Here is a 16813-nt window from a genome sequence, read left to right as displayed (position 1 = left end):
AAGGGGCCATCCTTGCAGTGCGAAAACCACCGCACGGTCGGCGGCATATCGAACAGGTCGCGGGAAATCAGGGGCGCTATCGGCGGCACAACGCGTATTCCTTGATGCGGTAACGCCTATGGCCGCTCATCAACGATGTGCGCGGCCGCGGCAAACAGATGGCGCACGCTAGCACAAGGATTTGCGCGCCCGGCCTGTCGCTGCGCCAATCGAAAGCACCGACGTTCACACGGTCTGCACGTCTTGCGCGTCCGCTGTACGTGTCCGCAGTCCGCCGTGCTTGTCCGGACACCGTCCGCGGACACTGACGATCCAACGTAGCGATGCGCACAAATGGCTTGGGAATGCGGGATGCCAGCGATGTGCGAGGTTGGCACGGGGCTTGCCATATATCCAGTGAAAGGCCCAGTAAGAGCCACCCGACAACCCCCGTGAAGGAGAACGACCATGAAATTCGAAAACCTGATGCTGCACAGCCTGTTCGCCGCCTGCATGCTGGTCTGCGTGTTGACCCTGGGTGCGATGATCGCCGCCCCGACCTATACCAACGCCGCTGTCGCCAGCGCGGCTCCGGTGGCCACCACGGCACAGCCGGCCGGTTGAGTCACTCGCTTGCGCACCGCGTCGCTTGCCGTCGCACGCTCGAACGATCCCATCAGCGAGATCCGCACCGACAGCTAGCCCCGGGGATATCCCGGGGCTCGACCAGCGCCAGCACCCGCACCTGAAGGCCGCACCCGATGCCTGCACGCGCGGCATCGCCCATCCGTCGCTGCATCGTCGAGGGCTTCAGCCCGCGGCGGAGGCCTGCCGGCTGAGTTCGGTCAGTCCGTGACGTTCCATCGCGGCGTAGACCTGCTCCCACCACCATCGGCTATCCCCGCGATCGATCGATGATGACGGCACCTGGACCAGCTGCTCGAATGCTGCCCACAAGTCCTCTTCCGGCGCATCGCGCCTTGCCAATCCGTTGAGTTCCTCATCCAGCGCGGCAAACATCGTTGCCCATTGCTCTTTGGAGTAACGCACGATCTTGGGCCCTCGGTCGAAAGTGGCTACGGTTGCACCGGTCCCTTTCTCGTCCATTTCGCAGCGCTCGCGGCGAGCCTTGCGACTGGCAACGACGAGCCACCCGCTTGACGTCCACTTCACTCGCAAAAGTGGACTCTTTTTCGGCGTGTCGTGCGACCGGCGCTGTGACGCAACGCTGGGATCCCCAGCCAATCACCTGCCCGGCATTGGCGGCTCCCCGCGCCCGGTTCGGATGCCACGCCAGCCACAGGGGTCAACGAGTACGGGAAACGGTCACGTTTCCACGTCGTCGTGCGCGGCTGCATTCGCCATCACCGCTTATCGCTCCACTCCTCAACTGGCGTCGTCGACGCCAGGTCTTAAGTCACGCGCAACTCAACCAACAGGTGCAAGCACATGGGCAGCAGTACGATCACCACCAAAGACGGCGTCGAGATTTATTACAAGGATTGGGGCAAGGGCCAGCCCATCGTTTTCAGCCATGGCTGGCCGCTGTCGGCAGACGACTGGGATGCACAGATGTTGTTCTTCCTCAGTCATGGCTATCGCGTCATCGCGCATGACCGTCGCGGCCATGGTCGATCCACGCAGACCGAAGACGGCAACGACATGGACCACTACGCGGCCGACCTGGCCGCGCTCACCGAGAAACTCGATCTGCACGACGCCATCCACGTGGGTCACTCCACTGGCGGTGGCGAAGTCGTTCATTACGTGGCCAATCACGGCCTCAAGCGCACGGCCAAGATCGTGCTGATCAGCGCCGTGCCGCCGCTCATGCTCAAGACCAAGGACAACCCCGATGGCTTGCCGCTGGAAGTGTTCGACGGTTTTCGCGAGGCACTCGCGGCCAACCGCGCGCAGTTCTACGTGGATGTCGCCTCAGGGCCGTTCTACGGTTTCAACCGTCCGGGCGCCAAGCCCGTGCAGGGCACCATCGACAACTGGTGGCGCCAGGGCATGATGGGCGGCACCAAGGCCCACTACGACTGCATCAAGGCCTTCTCCGAAACCGATTTCACCGAAGACCTCAAGAAAATCGACAAGCCCGCCCTGGTCTTGCACGGCGACGACGATCAAGTCGTGCCGTACAAGGACGCGGCCCTGCTGTCGGCCAAGCTGCTCAAGAACGCCACGCTGAAGATTTATCCGGGCTACCCGCATGGCGCATTCACCATCCATCATGACGTGATCAACAAGGACCTGCTCGAGTTCTTCAAGAGCTGATGCACCCCGCAGCCCCTGCGCCCGGCGCGGGGGCTGCTTTCATCGCAGCTGAAGCACCGCCCGCGGCACGCCCTGTGACCGCAACCACAGCGTGCTCACAAATACCGGCGGATAGTCTGGCGCACACGAATGCCCGGGGGTTTTATGGCCGTGTCGGCTCCGCTATCCACCGACGAAGGACGACGGCTCGAGCGCCTGCTTTCGCTGGGCGTACTCGACACGGAAGCGGAGCCCCTGTTCGATGCCCTGACCAAGGCCGCCTCCCTGCTCACCGGCGCCCCTATCGCGCTGATGACCCTGGTGGACGATCAGCGGCAGTGGTTCAAGTCCAACGTGGGCCTGGAGGGCACCCGCGAAACCTCGCGTGCCGTGGCCTTCTGTTCGTACACCATACTTGGCGATCAGCCATTCGTCGTGCCCGATGCGACCGAAGATCCGCGCTTCGCCGACAATCCCCTGGTCACTGGCGACCCGCATATCCGTTTCTATGCCGGCGCGCCGATCACGCTCAATGATGGCCTGCGCATGGGTGCGCTGTGCGTGATCGATCGCCAGCCGCGACGTTTGTCCAGCGAGCACGCGGCCATCCTGCAGGAGCTGGCGATCGCCGCTGCCGAGGCCCTGGAACAACGCAAGGCCGCGCTCGAACACAGCGAGTCCCTGCACCGCGAGGCCTTGCTGCATCGCCTGTTGATGGAAGACCGCACGCGCCTGGCAGCCATCCTCGATGCCTCGCAGGCGGGCACCTGGGAATGGAACGTGCAGACCGGCGAGATGCGCTTCAACGAACAGTGGGCCAGCATTCTCGGTTATGCGCTGGAAGATCTGGACCTGCTCTCCTCCAGCGTATGGCGCGATGTGCGGGCGGACGAAGGCGGCATCATCCAGGGCGCGCAACGCCGCCTCACCCATCCCGACGACTTGCCGCAAATGGACCAGTGCCTGCAGGAACATCTGCGGGGCGAGCGCTCGCTGTTCGAGAGCGAAGCACGTCTGCGCCATAAGGATGGCCACTGGTTGTGGGGCCTGCTGCGCGGCCGTGTGATCAGCCGCACCGACGAGGGCAAAGCGCTATGGATCTACGGGACGCTGGTCGATGTTTCCGAGCGCAAGCGCATGGAGCGTCGCCTGCATGAAAGCGAGGCCTTCCTCGATCGATCGGGACGCGTCGCCGGCGTGGGCGGCTGGCAGCTGGATCTGGCGACCCATCAACTCACCTGGTCGGATCAGACCTGCGCCATCCATGATCTGCCGGCAGGCCATATCCCCACGCTTGGCGAAGCGATCCACTACTACGCTCCCGAAGCGCGCGAGCAAATTCAGCAGGCCGTGGCCAGGGGCGCCGAAGACGGCAAGGGCTGGGATCTCGAACTGCCGATGATCACCGCGAAGGGACGCCACATCTGGGTTCGCGCCGCCGGCGCGGTCGAGTTCGAGCATGGCAGGCCGTGCCTGCTCATTGGCGCGATCCAGGACATCACGGCGCGCAAGCAGGCGGTGGAATCGGTTCAGCGCAGCGAACGCCGCTTCCGCAAACTGTTCGAGGAAAGCCTGGGCCTGATCTGCACGCATGACCTCCACGGCACCATTCTTTCGGTGAATCCGGCGGCGGCGCAGTCGCTGGGCTATTCGATCGGCGAACTGTTGGGACGTCCGTTCAAGGAGCTGATCGATCCTTCGCTGCACGGCAGTTTCGATGCGTACCTGCGCCGCGTCACCGGCGAAGGCGTTGCGCACGGCCTGTTGCAGATCAAGGCCAAGGACGGTCGCAACCTGGTCTGGCAGTTCCACAATTCGCTGGATACCGAGGACGAGGAACCCTATGTGCTCGGCCACGCGCTGGACGTGACCGAACGCATGCGCCATGAAAGCCAGCTGCGCGAATGGAGCGTGCGCGATTCACTCACTGGCTTGTTCAACCGACGCTACCTTGGCCAGGTTTCCGAGCAGCTTGGACACAACGATCGCTGGGGCTGCATCGTGATCGATCTGGAAGGGTTCAAGTCGGTCAACGATACGCATGGCCACCAGCGCGGCGACGAAGTGCTGGTGGCCATGGGCCACTTCCTCACCATGCACGTGCGTCCCGACGATATCGTGATCCGCTCCGGCGGCGATGAATTCCTGGTGTTGCTGCCGCACGCCGGCGAGCAGGAAACGCTGGCCATCGTGCGGCGACTGGAAGCGGCGCGCGCCAGCGCGCCCAACCGCTTCACCATGGGCTACGCCATACGCATCGGCGGCATGCCGCTGGATGCCGCGCTGGCCAGCGCAGACAGCCAGTTGTATCGCGTGCGGCGCGACCGCGGCTACCAGGGGCGCTGAGTCCGCTCAGCGGAACAGATTGGTCTTGGCCAGTTCAATCAATTCGTCGCCCCGTCCGTTGATGACCGTGCGCAGCGCCCACAAGCCAAAGCCCTTGGCCTGTTCCAGCTTGATGCTGGGCGGCATGGCTAGCTCCTGCGTATTGGTCACCACATCGAGCAAGGCGGGGCCGTCGTGCGCGAGGATATCCTTGATCGCGGCGGGCAGATCGCCGGGATCTTCCACGCGTATGCCATGCACGCCGACGGCACGAGCCATCGCGGCAAAGTCGGGATTGACCAGCGACGTGCCGGTTTCCAGATAACCGCCTGCCTTCATCTCCAGCGCCACGAAGCCCAGCGTGTGGTTGTTGAACACCACGATTTTCACCGGCAGCTTCTGCTGCACGAGAGTGAGAAAGTCGCCCATCAGCATGGAGAAGCCACCGTCGCCGGAAAGGCTGATCACCTGCCTGCCCGGATAGGCCGCCTGCGCGCCAATGGCCTGCGGCATCGCGTTGGCCATCGACCCGTGCACCAGCGAACCAATCAGGCGACGTCGCCCATTCATCTTCAAATAGCGCGCCGCCCAGATCGATGGCGTGCCTACGTCGAAGGTGAATACCGCATCGTCCGTCGCCGCCTCGCTCAGCAGCTTGGCGAGGTATTGGGGATGGATCGGCTTGCGGCCGGGCTTGCCCGTGGCCAGTTCGTCCAACCCCTCGCGCGCCTTGCGATAGTGCGACACGCTAGCGTTGAGATGGGCCTTGTCCTGCTTCGCCTTCAGTTGCGGCAGCAAGGCCTCGATGGTGGCCGCCACATCGCCCACCATGCCCAGGTCCAGGCGCGCGTGCTGACCAAGACTGTCCGGGCGAAGATCCACCTGTGCAATCTTCGCGTCGGTGGGATAGAACTGCCGATACGGGAATCCCGTGCCCAGCATCAGCAAGGTGTCGCAGTTCAACATGGCGTAATAGCCGGAACTGAATCCGATCAGGCCGGTCATGCCCACGTCGTACGGGTTGTCGTATTCCAGGTATTCCTTGCCGCCAAACGCGTGCACGATGGGTGCCTGCAGGGTCTCTGCCAGCTTTACCACGGCGTCATGCGCGCCTGCGCAGCCGCGACCGCACAGCAAGGTGATGTCCTTGCCGCTGTTGAGCAGTTGCGCCAGTGCATCGATATCTTGTTGCGCCGGACGCACCACGGGCGGACGCAGCGCGATGGATGAACCGGCCGACGGTTTGGCATCCAGTTCAAGCAAGGCCACGTCGCCGGGAATGACAACCACCGCCACGCCGCGCTTGCCGATGGCCGCGCGCATCGCGCTTTCCAGCACGGCGGGCAATTGCTCGGGCGTGGATACCAATTCGCAGTAGTGGCTGCACTCGCGAAACAGCGATTCCGGATGAGTCTCCTGGAAATAGCCGCGGCCGATTTCCGCGCTGGGAATCTGCGCCGCAATCGCCAGCACCGGCACGCGCGAGCGATGGCAGTCGAACAGGCCATTGATCAAATGCAGATTGCCGGGGCCGCAGCTACCTGCGCAAACCGCAAGATCTCCCGTCAGATGCGCCTCGGCGCCGGCGGCGAAAGCCGCGGCCTCCTCGTGGCGCATATGGATCCAGTCGATGTCGCCGCGCTGTCGCAAGGATTCCGTGATGCCGTTGAGACTGTCGCCCACCACGCCGTAGATGCGTCGCACGCCGGCGACGTGCAGGGTTTCGGTGATGACATCAGCCACTTTCGTACGCGCCATAACTCGACCTCTTCGATGGAAGGCCCGCGCCAGAGACGGCATGACGGGTCCAGCGAGTATCGCGTCGGCGGCGTGACAACCATGTCAGCCTCGCGCGCCTCCGCACGACCTGCGTGGGTCGTGCGGAGGCAAGCTTGCGAACTACTTGGAGATCAACAACAGCAAGGACTGCCCGCACTGCCCGTAGGTTGTTCCGGCGCCACCAATCAAGGCTTCGTTGCCGGGTGATACGAAGGTATTGGCGCCATCGTTCCAGTTGCAGGTGTCGGTGACGCGATACCACTGCGTGCCCGAGGGCGGCGCTGGCAGCGTGAAGGTGACGCTGCCCGACCAGCCGTTGTAGGCGATATACATGGAGTTGCTGTCGCCCAGCGCCGGACCATTGATGGTGTATGCAAGCGCGTAGTTGCTGGTGTTGTTCCAATAGTTGGTGTCTGCCGTCGCACCGCTGGACTGGTACCAGACCACCTGGCTGGCGGAATACCAGCTGGCCGGGCGCAGGGCCGGATGCGCCTTGCGGAACGCGATCAGGCGCTGTGCAAACGTGTAGAAATTGCTCTGATCCGTGGTCCAGCTGTTGGTGAGCCAGTTCGCGCTGGAGTCCAGGTTGTAGGCGTTGTTGTTGCACTGGAGCGTGCGCAGGTATTCATCGCCACCCTGCATCAGCGGCGTGCCCGCCGAGAGCATTTCGAACGCCATACCGGTGCGCGCGGCACGACGCTGGTCCAGCGCCGTACCGGTGCCGGCCGACATGCCCTGGTCCCAGCTGTAGTTCGTGCTGGTGCCACCGTCGGATGGGCCGTAAGGCCATGCCTGGCTGTTGCTCGCGCCGTTGCACGAATAGACGTCCTTCAGCGTCATGCCGTCATGCACGTCGATAAAGTTCACCGAGTTCCACGGCGAACGTCCATTGGCCTGGAACAGGTTGGACGAACCGGAGAAGTCGTTCGCATCCTGCGTGATATGGATGGTCATGCTGCCCAGTTCGTTCTGCGCCTGGCGCAGGCTGTCGCGGAACACGCCGTTCCACTCGGACCATCCTTGCGGAAAGCCGCCTAGCTGATACGAATTGCCACCGATCGCCCAAGGCTCGGCAAACAGGTCCAGGCCGCTGCCACCCGTGGCCGGGCGCACGCTGAATTCGCGCAGGATACGGTTGATCGCCACATTGGAATCGGCTGCATCGAAGTTGTATCCGCCGCTCGGGCAATTGGGCGCCGCCGAGGTGTACGCACCGTTGAGGCAACTATTGCCCAGCACGGAAGCAAGATCGAAGCGGAAGCCGTCCACGCCCATGGTGTTCGCCCAATAAGCCAGCGAATCCACGATCAGGTTCTGCGCCACCGTGTTGTACGTGTTGTAGTTGGCGCCAATGCCGGTGTTGTCGTAGAAATATTGGTTGCCGGAGGTCAGCTCGTAATAAGTGGCGTTATCCAGGCCACGCCACGATTCGATCGTTGCCGTGGTCGGGTCGTTGCTGGTCCACGTGCCGCCCTCGGCCGTATGGTTGTAGACCACGTCCATGTACACCTTGATGCCGGCATTGTGGAAGGCCTGCACCATCGCCTGAAATTCCGCCGTGGGGCCGCCGGGCGCCTTGTTATAGGCGTAGCGTCGGTCCGGCGAAAAATAGTTCTCGGTCATGTAGCCCCAGTAGTTCTGGTTGGCATCCGAGTTGGGCACCACATCGTTGGCGTCGTTCTGCGTTTCCTGCACGGGCAGGAATTCCACCGCGGTGACGCCGAGGCTGGCCAGATAACTCGCCTTCAGCCCCGCCCCGTAATAGGTGCCGCGATACTGCGCGGGAATCGACGTGTCCTGTTCGGTGAAGCCGCGCACGTGCACTTCGTAGATCACGTCGTCCTTCTGCGCACGCGTGGGCTTGGTGCCGGTGCCTTGCGTGCTCGGCGCCAATACAACGCCCTTGGGCGCGTAGATGCCGCTGTCCGTCGTGCGATAGCTGGCGCCAGAGGCGAACACGTTGCCGTTCTGGTTCGACGGGTTGAGCGGATCCTGGCTCACTTCCTGTGCATAGGGATCGAGCAGCAGCTTGTTGGGATTGAAACGATTGCCACTGGCGTCGACATCGGAAACGAAGCCCACCTGCGAGCCCTTGCCCCAACTGCTGCTATACGGCCAGTTCGGTCCCCAGGCGCGGTATCCGTAGTACACCGAACCGGTGATGCCCGCCGCCTGGATCGACGACACCGGCACCGTCACCGCCCATACGCCGCTGCCGACGGAGCTTAGTGTGTAAGTAGCCGATTCCTGCGCGCCATAGCCGCTCGCATACAGGTACAACACGATGCGCGTGGCGCTGGACGAGTAGACGCGAAAGGTGATGCTGGTCTTTTGCGCGTTGTAACTGGCGCCAAGACTCATGCTGTTGATAGCCGCGTGGGTCGTTGCAGCGGGCACGCCGGCGAGCGCCGCGCAGGCCAGCAGCGCGGCGAGGATTTTCGAGCACTTCATGGGTGAGCCTCCATCCTGCTTCGTTGACGATCAGGTCGAACAGCAGCAACGCCATGGGGCACTCCCTGCCACGGCTGGCGGCCTAGCGAACACCACTGTCGTTCGCAACTTCAGCGCGGTCGCGCGCACTCCCCTCGCGCAACCGCCTTTCGGGCGGCAGTGCGTCGCATCCTAGAAAGCATCGCAGTGCAGCAACCAGCGGCTGCATACGTATTCATTGCGAACGGGGTCCGCAAAAACGTCACTCGCTGGCGGAACGTTCCCATCGGGCGAGCTGTTCGCGCAGCGCTTCGTTGTCGGCCTTGAGCTCCGCCACTTCGGCCTTGAGCTCGGCAACGCGACGCTGCAGGGTCGGCAAATCCTCGCCCTCGCCTGCTTCCACCACCGGCTTGGGCTTGCGCTTGGCCTCGCGCACGCGCTTGGCCGCCTGCTTGAGTTCGTCGTCGCCGGCGCTGGCAGCGGCGCGCTGCTCGTCCTCCGGCAAGGTCGCCACGGCCGCGGCCGCATTGATCGACAACACGCCGGATTTCACCGCCGCCACCACTTCCGGTGCAGCCTGCTTCTGGATCTTTTCGATCATCACCACCTGGTTGTTGCTCAGCCTCGCCTCGCGCGCGATGGCCTGGCGGCTGGGCAGCGGCTCGGACTTGGCGGGCGATTCGGCCACGTCGGCCGCCGGGGACGGCGGCACCTCGTCGGCAGCCGGTGCGGTTTCCTGCTCCGCCGGCTTGGTGCGCGTGCGACGCTCCTGCAGGATCTCGCGCTTGCGCAGTGCCAGCACGCCGCGCTGGAAATCGGACACGCTGCGACGTCCAAGGTGCTGCTCGATCATCCACAGGTGCACRTCKTCCATMGACTGGAAGCGCGTGTTCTGCACCGTGTTGAACGGCAGGTCGTGCTTGCGGCAGATGCCGTAGCGGTTGTGGCCGTCGACCAGGACATCGCCCCATAGCACCAGCGAGTCGCGGCAACCCTCCGCGAGCAGGCTGCGTTCCAGCGCCTCGTATTCGTCCGGGGTGAGCGGGTCGATATAGGCCTTGAGTTCTTCGTTGACGACGATGTCCATGGGAGCGTGCTGCGGCGGGCAAAGGGGCGGCATTGTAGAGAACCTGCGCGCTGGTTTCGCGGCTTGCGCGGGGCGGCGGAACGTGCGCAGGCACTGGTAAGGCCGTCGCGCACAGGGTGCGCTCCCACAGGGATGGGCATGGAGGCGCCAGGACAGCTCTGCTACCTTGCTGGCTTTCCGACGAGGGGGATTCCATGCTGCTGCGCCAATGCCTTGCCCTTGCGCTCGCTGTCTCGCTGTCCGCCACCGTGGCGGCCGACGAAGCGAAGCCTGCCCATACGCCCTCGCCGAAGGAACTGCTGGCCAAGTCGCAGGCGCAGGAGTGGCGCACGCCCGACCCGCAGAACCTGCTGGTCATGCAACTGCCGCAGGGGCGCGTGCTGATCGAGCTGGCTCCCGATTTTGCGCCGCTGCATGTGGCCAATATCCGCACCATGGCGCACGAGCACTATTACGACGGCCTCGCCATCGTGCGGGTGCACGACAACTTCGTCACCCAGTGGGGCGACCCGGCCAGTGACGATGAGGGCGACAAGAGCAAGCTCAAATCCCTGGGCTCGGCCAAGGACCGGCTGCCGCCGGAATACACCCGCCCTTACGACGCCAAGCTCCCGTTTACCGCGTTGAAGGACGGCGATTTCTACGCAGCGGAAGTCGGCTTCTCCGAAGGGTTCCCGGTAGCGCGCGACAAGGCCAGCCAGCAAGAGTGGCTGACCCATTGCTACGGCATGGTGGGCGTGGGCCGCGACATCGATCCTGAAACCGGCAGCGGCAGCGAGCTTTATGCCGTGATCGGCCAGTCGCCGCGCGCACTCGATCGCAACATCGCCGTAGTCGGCCGCGTGCTGCAAGGCGTGGAATACCTCTCGGGCCTGCCGCGCGGTACCGGCCCGCTGGGCTTCTATGAAAAGGCCGAACAACGCGTGGCGATCCCCTCCGTGCGCCTCGCCGCCGATCTTCCCGCTGACCAGCGCCCCCACGTGGAAGTGCTGCGCACCGACAGCGCCACCTTCGCGGCTTTGGTGGATGCCAAGCGCAATCGCCTGGACGACTTCTATCGATTGCCGGTGCACAAGGTGGACCTGTGCAGCGTGAGCATTCCCGTGCGCGACGCCAAGCCGGCGCACTGATCAAGTCAGACGTTGCCGCTCCCTGGCGGCAACGTCCTGGTTTCAGCTACTACGGGGGCGCTTCGCGCAGGCGGGACTTGCGCGTTACGCGGCGCCAGATCCAGCGCCATCCCAACGCCAGCGGGAACGCCAGCAACAGGAACGGGATGCCATAGGCAAGCATCGACAAGGCGTCGCGAATGCCGTCGTATAGTTGGTCCATCCATTCGCCGAGCGACACACCAAGCCGGTGGCCGCGACTCTTATCGGCGAAATCCAGCTGTAGCAGATTGGTGTCGAGACGCCGCTGTTGTTGCGCGGCCGTGTTCTGAAGGCTTTCGCGCTGCACCTGGATCTGAGCGCGTTCATGGCCCAGCGCAATGAGGTCGCTGGTGGCCAGGTCCTTGCGTTGCGCCAGCTGTTCCATCTGCGCTGAATAAGCTTCCAGCTGCTGCAGCTTCTGCTCGTTGTCATTCACCGCGTCCGCCAGGTCTTCAGCGCGGGTTTGCCGCCACGCCACCGTCCCATCCTTGCTGGCCATGCCGGTCAGCGGCTCCACGCCGGACGGCACCACGCGCAGCGTCAACATCGCGCTGTTTTCGCCCTGCTCGATGCGCAACACATTGCATGCGCCAAACTGTGCCGACTCACACGCCTTTCGCACGGCGGCCATGCGCGCTGGAATCTCTGCTTCAGGCAAGGTGATGCGCAGGTGGTGCTCATACGCAAGCTTGGCCCCACCGCTGGCCGTTTCGCCTGGCACAGGTAACGGTGCCACTTCCTGCTTCTTCGAACATCCGGCTGCTACCACCACAAGCGCTGCCAACAGCACTGCTCGTTCCAACATGCGCATGCCTTTCCCCTGTTAGTCGACGTTTCTGATCCCGCGCGTCGGCAGCGTTCAGCGCCATGCTGCGTGAACATTGCCGCGGCCCTATACCCAAAGACGACGCGCTCTTCACCCCTCGCACCGGCAGGATGGCCGCAGACCCTMACGGGAGCAAGGCATGCGGCGGGGTTGGAAAATAGTGGCATGGATCATCGGCGTCTGCCTGGCGCTGATCGTGGTGTTGTTGATCGTGATCGCCACGTTCGACTGGAATCGTCTCAAGCCCACCATCAATGCGCGTGCCAGCGAAACCTTGGGGCGGCCGTTCGCCATCAATGGCGATCTGAGCGTGCGCTGGCGACGCGAAGAGCGCGCCAGCGGCATCGAAGGCTGGGTGCCGTGGCCGGAGTTCATCGCGCAGAACATCAGCATCGGCAATCCCGACTGGACCGAGCAACCGCATTTTGCACAGCTCGATGCCTTGCGCTTCCGCATTTCGCCGCTGCCGCTGATCGTGCATCGGGTGGAAATCCCGGTGCTCTATCTCACCCAGCCCGCCATCGACCTGGAGCGCAATGCGCAAGGGCAGGCGAACTGGGAGTTTGCGTTCACCAACAACACCACGCCCTCGGCATGGAAACTCGATCTGCATGCGATCGGTTTTGACCGCGGTCATATCATGCTGAACGATGCGATCAACAAGGCCGATCTGCAGATCACCATGGAGGCCTTGCAGCGCGCCATCCCCTATGGCGACATCGTCTCGCAGCAATCGGCCGATGCACGCGAGCAGGCCAGCAAGACCGTCGGCGCCAATGCGAAGACCACGCTTGAGAAGGATGCGGGCACACAGGAAAACCAACCGGGCCACACCAGCGCCACCTACCAGTTTGCGTTCCAGGCCCAGGGCAAATACCAGGGCGCCGCGGTCGACGGCAACGGCAAGACCGGCGGCGTGCTCGCGCTGCAGGAGACCGACCAGCCGTTCCCGCTGCAGGCCGACATGCATGTGGGAGATACGCATATCGCCATGGTGGGCACGCTCACCGACCCGCTGCACCTGGCCGCGCTCAATATCCGCCTGTGGTTCTCCGGCAGCAGCATGGCCAAGCTGTATCCGCTGATTGGCGTCACCCTGCCCGACACGCCGCCGTATGCGACCGAAGGCCATCTGCGCGCGACCCTGAAAAAGGGCGCCAGTCATTTCTCCTACGATCATTTCCGCGGGCGGGTGGGCGGCAGCGATCTGGCCGGCGATCTCGCCTTCGACACCGGCAGTGCACGTCCGACATTGACCGGCACGGTGAAGTCGCAGCTGCTGCGCTTCTCTGACCTTGCTCCTTTGATCGGCGCGGACTCCAACGCAGAGAAAGATCAACGCGGCGACGCCACACCGCAACCTAGCGACAAGGTGTTGCCCGTCGAGCCGTTCCGCACCGATCGTTGGCGCGCGATGGATGCGGATGTCACGTTCAGCGCGGCCAAGATCGTGCGCGATACGGCGCTGCCGATCGATGCGCTGCAGACCCACATCGTGATGACTAACGGCGTGCTGACGCTCAGTCCACTGAGCTTCGATTTCGCCAGCGGCAAGATCGACAGCAACCTGCGCCTCGACGGCAGCACCAGCCCGATGAAGGGCGACATCAAGCTCAAGGCGCGGCACCTCAAGCTCAAGGAACTGTTCCCCAAGTTCGCGCCGATGCAGACCAGCTTTGGCGAGATCAATGGCGACGCGGCGCTCAATGCGCGCGGCAACTCGGTGAGCGAACTGATGGGCACCTCCACCGGCGAGCTGAAGCTGCTGATGAACGACGGCGCCATCAGCAAGGCGTTGCTGGAAACGGCCGGCCTCAATGTGGCGAACATCGTGATCGTCAAGCTGTTCGGCGACAAGACGGTGAAGATCAATTGCGCGGCATCGGATCTGTCGGCCACCAACGGCTTGTACCAGACCCAGCTGTTCGTGTTCGACACGGAAGACGCCACCATCCGCGTGAATGGCACGGTCAACTTCGCCAACGAAAAGCTCGACCTCGACGTGCGGCCCGAATCGAAGGGCGTGCGCATCCTCTCCCTGCGCTCGCCCCTTTACGTGAAGGGCACGCTCAAGGATCCCGATGTCGGCGTGCAGCCGGGGCCGCTGATCCTGCGTGGCGGCGGCGCCGTGGCGCTGGCCGTGTTCGCCGCACCGGTCGCCGCGCTGCTGCCGCTGGTCGCCACCAGCAAGGGCGAGCAGGACAATACCTGCGCCACCGTGCTCGAGCAGATGCGCGGCGCATCCAAGGCGCGCACCGCACCGCTGCCGGACAAGGCCAAGGCCGCCGCCACGCACCAATGATCGCGCCGCAAGGCTAGAATGCCGGACTCCCTCTTCGTCGACATTCGTGCATGCAACCGGTCAACAAGGCCCGCTGGCAGATCCATTTCTGCGTGCTGCTCTGGGGCTTCACCGCCATCCTGGGCAAGCTGATCACCCTGCCGGCCATGCAACTGGTGTGGTGGCGCATGCTGCTGGTGTCGGGCGCACTGTTGCTGGTGCCACGGGTATGGCGTGGCTTGATGGCCATGCCGGCGAGACTGCGCTGGGCTTATGCCGGTATCGGCGTGCTGGTGTCTCTGCACTGGCTGACCTTCTACGCCGCCATCAAGCTTGCCAATGCCTCGGTCGGCGCCACCTGCATCGCGCTGGGGCCGGTCTTTCTTTCGCTGGTGGAACCCTGGATCGCCCGCCGCAAGTTCGACCCGCGTGAGCTGTTGATCGGCGTCGCCGTGGTCCCCGGCGTGGCGATGGTCGTGGGCGGCGTGCCGATGGGCATGCGCATGGGCATCGTCGTGGGCGCACTCTCCGCACTGCTGGTGGCGCTGTTCAGCGCCTTCAACAAACGCATGGTGGAACACGGCGACCCGCTCACCGTTACCTGCATCGAGCTGGGCACCGGCACGTTATTCCTTACGTTGCTGGCTCCGCTGCTACCGCACTCCGGGCCTGCGTTTGTATGGCCCAGCCTGCACGACGCCACCCTGCTCACCGTGCTCTCGTTCGGCTGCACGTTGCTGCCGTTCGCCCTGGCACTGGTGGCCTTGCGCCATATGAGCGCTTTCGGCACGCAGATGGTGACCAACCTGGAGCCGGTCTACGCCATCGTATTGGCGATCCTTCTGCTGGGTGAACAACGCCAACTGGATGGCTGGTTCTATGTCGGCGTCGCGGTGATCCTGGCTGCCGTATTCGTTCACCCGCTGTTGACGCGCAAACAGACGGCGACCACCCAGCCGGAACTGCTGGGCACGGCCGAAAGCCACAATGTGGTTGAATAGGCCGCCGTCGCTACGGTGACTTACGCCACCGGGTGAACGTGCACGACGCCCAGCGTCGATCACGGCTGCGGGGAGGTGCTTGCGATGACGCGGGTCAGATTCCCTAGAATCGTACGGCGCGAGTGGTTCCTGGCCATCAGTGCGGCCACCGCCCTCGCCTTCCTGCTCTTTGGTCCGCGACTGCTGGACGGGCTCGATCATCCGCTGTGGCTCGCCGTCATTTTTGGATGGCTGTTCACCGTGATCCTGGGTTCCGCCCTGGCCGTGGTGCGACACGCGGAACACCTGGGCGAACAGCTGGGCGAACCCTATGGCACCTTGGTGCTGACGCTGTCGATCACCACCATCGAAGTGATCAGCATCACCGCCATCATGCTGCACGGGGCGAACAACCCCACGCTCGCGCGCGACACCTTGTTCGCCGTCACCATGATCGTGCTCAACGGCATGGTCGGCCTGTCGCTGCTGGTCGGTGGCTGGCGGCATCGCGAGCAGCAGTACAACCTGCAGGGCGCGAACGCCTACCTGGCCGTCGTCATTCCATTGGGCATCCTGGCGCTGGTGATGCCCAACTACACCATCGACCCGCACAAGACGCTCACCTTGGCACAAGAGGTCTTCCTCGCGGTGATCTGCGCCGGGTTGTACATCGCGTTCATCGGCCTGCAGACCCGTCGCCACCGTGCCTATTTCGCGGCCGTGGAGGACGACGACGAAAGCCCTTCTGAGATGCAAGGAGGCGCGACACGCACCACCTTTCACGCGCTGCTCTTGCTGGCCTATATGGTTCCCGTGGTGTATCTGGCGGAAAAGCTCGCCCACCCGATCGATTACGTCGTGGAAACGCTGGGCAAACCGGCGGCGCTGGCCGGACTGGTAATGGCCGTGCTGGTCGCCACGCCGGAAGGCATCGGCGCCGTGCGTGCCGCGCGCGGCAACCATATGCAGCGCTCGGTAAACATCTTCCTGGGCTCGGTACTGTCGACCATCGGCCTCACCATTCCGGCCATCCTCGTCATCAGCCAGCTCACCGCGCATCCCATCGAGCTTGGCCTGCAGCACACCGACCTGGTGTTGTTCCTGCTCACGCTGACGGTGAGCCTGGTGACGTTTTCCAGCGGTCACACCAACGTGCTGCAAGGCGCCGTGCACCTGATCCTGTTCGTGGCCTATCTGTTCTACATGTTCCAGGTCTGAGGCCATCAGCCCGAAGCAGCGAGCGTCGCGCGCAGGTGGTCGATGAAGGCGCGCACCTTAGCCGGCGGCTGGCGTCCGGGATACACCGCGTAGATGCCACACACCGGCAAGCTGTATTGCGCCATCAGCACGACCAGCCGGCCCTGGCGGATATCTTCCGTGACCAGATAATCCGGCAGCACGCTGACGCCCGCACCATGGCATACCAGCGCATGTGCGGTCGTCACATTGTTCGCTTGCACGCGCTGGCGCATGCGCACGGTGCGTCGTGTGCCGTCGGGCGCGGTGAACGTCCATCGCAGCGGCGTGGCCAGCAGGGTGAGCGCGACCCAGTCGTGCGATGCGAGATCGGTGATCACACGCGGCTGCCCGCAGCGCGCGAGATACTCAGGCGCAGCGACCATCAACTGGCGAAACGTGCTCAGGCGGGTGGAACGCAGATTGGAATCGCGCAACCAGCCCATGCGGATGGCCAGGTCGAAACGCTCGGCGATCAGG

13 protein-coding genes are annotated in these 16813 nt (G+C 63.9%); 7 read left to right on the top strand and 6 right to left on the bottom strand.

What is annotated here, in order from left to right; genetic code table 11:
- Positions 1–447: 447 nt before the first annotated feature.
- Complete coding sequence (locus tag AC1DMG_RS13005) at positions 448–603, top strand: hypothetical protein (protein ID WP_441604533.1); 156 nt, start codon at positions 448–450, stop codon at positions 601–603.
- A gap of 186 nt (positions 604–789) precedes the next feature.
- Here the strand turns inward: AC1DMG_RS13005 and AC1DMG_RS13000 are convergent, their stop codons facing one another.
- Positions 790–1029, bottom strand: coding sequence for a hypothetical protein (locus AC1DMG_RS13000; RefSeq protein WP_441604532.1), 240 nt, complete (start codon positions 1027–1029; stop codon positions 790–792).
- Positions 1030–1428: 399 nt separating this feature from the next.
- On the opposite strand from AC1DMG_RS13000, the gene AC1DMG_RS12995 reads away from it, so the two are divergent.
- Together AC1DMG_RS12995 and AC1DMG_RS12990 are read left to right on the top strand one after the other, a co-directional pair.
- Complete coding sequence (locus tag AC1DMG_RS12995) at positions 1429–2259, top strand: alpha/beta fold hydrolase (RefSeq protein WP_441604531.1); 831 nt, start codon at positions 1429–1431, stop codon at positions 2257–2259.
- 150 nt (positions 2260–2409) lie between these two features.
- Complete coding sequence (locus tag AC1DMG_RS12990; protein WP_441604530.1) at positions 2410–4584, top strand: PAS domain S-box protein; 2175 nt, start codon at positions 2410–2412, stop codon at positions 4582–4584.
- 6 nt (positions 4585–4590) lie between these two features.
- Here AC1DMG_RS12990 and poxB read toward each other — a convergent pair whose 3' ends face one another.
- The 3 genes from poxB to AC1DMG_RS12975 all read right to left on the bottom strand — a co-directional run bounded on the left by poxB (position 4591) and on the right by AC1DMG_RS12975 (position 9859).
- Positions 4591–6306, bottom strand: a complete 1716-nt coding sequence (gene poxB / locus AC1DMG_RS12985) for a ubiquinone-dependent pyruvate dehydrogenase (RefSeq protein WP_441604645.1) — start codon at positions 6304–6306, stop codon at positions 4591–4593.
- Positions 6307–6462: 156 nt separating this feature from the next.
- Positions 6463–8793, bottom strand: coding sequence for an alpha-amylase family glycosyl hydrolase (locus AC1DMG_RS12980; protein WP_441611088.1), 2331 nt, complete (start codon positions 8791–8793; stop codon positions 6463–6465).
- A gap of 241 nt (positions 8794–9034) precedes the next feature.
- The gene (locus AC1DMG_RS12975) at positions 9035–9859 is read right to left on the bottom strand and encodes a ParB N-terminal domain-containing protein (protein WP_477180595.1); all 825 of its coding nucleotides are present in this window, start codon (positions 9857–9859) and stop codon (positions 9035–9037) included.
- A 194-nt stretch (positions 9860–10053) separates the two neighbouring features.
- Between AC1DMG_RS12975 and AC1DMG_RS12970 the strand changes: the two genes are divergently transcribed.
- Positions 10054–10989: a peptidylprolyl isomerase gene (locus tag AC1DMG_RS12970; RefSeq protein WP_441604527.1), complete on the top strand. Its 936-nt coding sequence runs from the start codon at positions 10054–10056 to the stop codon at positions 10987–10989.
- Between the two features lie 49 nt (positions 10990–11038).
- Here the strand turns inward: AC1DMG_RS12970 and AC1DMG_RS12965 are convergent, their stop codons facing one another.
- Positions 11039–11746: a DUF4349 domain-containing protein gene (locus AC1DMG_RS12965; protein ID WP_477180594.1), complete on the bottom strand. Its 708-nt coding sequence runs from the start codon at positions 11744–11746 to the stop codon at positions 11039–11041.
- Positions 11747–11975: 229 nt separating this feature from the next.
- Between AC1DMG_RS12965 and AC1DMG_RS12960 the strand changes: the two genes are divergently transcribed.
- The 3 genes from AC1DMG_RS12960 to AC1DMG_RS12950 all read left to right on the top strand — a co-directional run bounded on the left by AC1DMG_RS12960 (position 11976) and on the right by AC1DMG_RS12950 (position 16315).
- A complete protein-coding gene (locus tag AC1DMG_RS12960; protein ID WP_441604525.1) occupies positions 11976–14138 on the top strand; it encodes an AsmA family protein in 2163 nt (720 codons plus the stop codon).
- Between the two features lie 50 nt (positions 14139–14188).
- Complete coding sequence (locus tag AC1DMG_RS12955; RefSeq protein ID WP_441604524.1) at positions 14189–15118, top strand: DMT family transporter; 930 nt, start codon at positions 14189–14191, stop codon at positions 15116–15118.
- Positions 15119–15202: 84 nt separating this feature from the next.
- On the top strand, positions 15203–16315 hold the full coding sequence (locus AC1DMG_RS12950; protein ID WP_441604523.1) for a calcium:cation antiporter: 1113 nt from the start codon (positions 15203–15205) through the stop codon (positions 16313–16315).
- A gap of 5 nt (positions 16316–16320) precedes the next feature.
- Here the strand turns inward: AC1DMG_RS12950 and AC1DMG_RS12945 are convergent.
- Positions 16321–16813, bottom strand: a 493-nt coding sequence (locus AC1DMG_RS12945) for a substrate binding domain-containing protein (RefSeq protein ID WP_477180593.1), incomplete at its 5' end; no start/stop codon positions are given.

The sequence above is a fragment of the Dyella sp. 01N36 genome, assembly GCF_056399745.1.
Note: the sequence above shows the minus strand (reverse complement) of the source record. Positions and strands in the feature narration are given on the sequence as shown.